This window comes from Roseibium sp. RKSG952, from assembly GCF_009711355.1.
Window position 1 is genome coordinate 1 of sequence record NZ_SMMF01000206.1, and the last position, 361, is coordinate 361.

1 protein-coding gene is annotated in these 361 nt (G+C 49.6%); it reads left to right on the forward strand.

Going from position 1 to position 361, the window contains the following annotated elements:
- The first annotated feature begins 71 nt into the window (after nt 1-71).
- Nucleotides 72-302: a helix-turn-helix domain-containing protein gene (locus E1297_RS00515; RefSeq protein WP_244327581.1), complete on the forward strand. Its 231-nt coding sequence runs from the start codon at nt 72-74 to the stop codon at nt 300-302.
- Nucleotides 303-361: the final 59 nt, after the last annotated feature.

A 361-nucleotide genomic window follows, 5' to 3' on the forward strand; every position in this document is an offset into this window, starting at 1 on the left:
GTGCACTATGGTTTCATGCGTTAGCCGTGCGGGAAGTATGGGCCGGATGGTAATTACGATCCTAGGCATGGTTGCGGATATGGAGCTCAGTTTTTATAAAAGACCGGCAAAAAGCTGGCATAGAAAACGCAAAGGCAGCTGGAGTTTACAAAGGACGGAAGAAGCACGTCGATGATTCTGAAATCCAAAGGCGTATTGAATCCGGGGCGAGTAAATCAGCTGTTGCTCGTGACATGAAGATCTCTCGAATGACGGTGTACCGCGCTTTGGCGAACAAAAAACCGCAGAGAAACGCGCGTTAATTCGCGCGTTCTTCATTCGTTCCTCAAGTTGGCCAAAATCGATGGAGTGGACGCCCCTC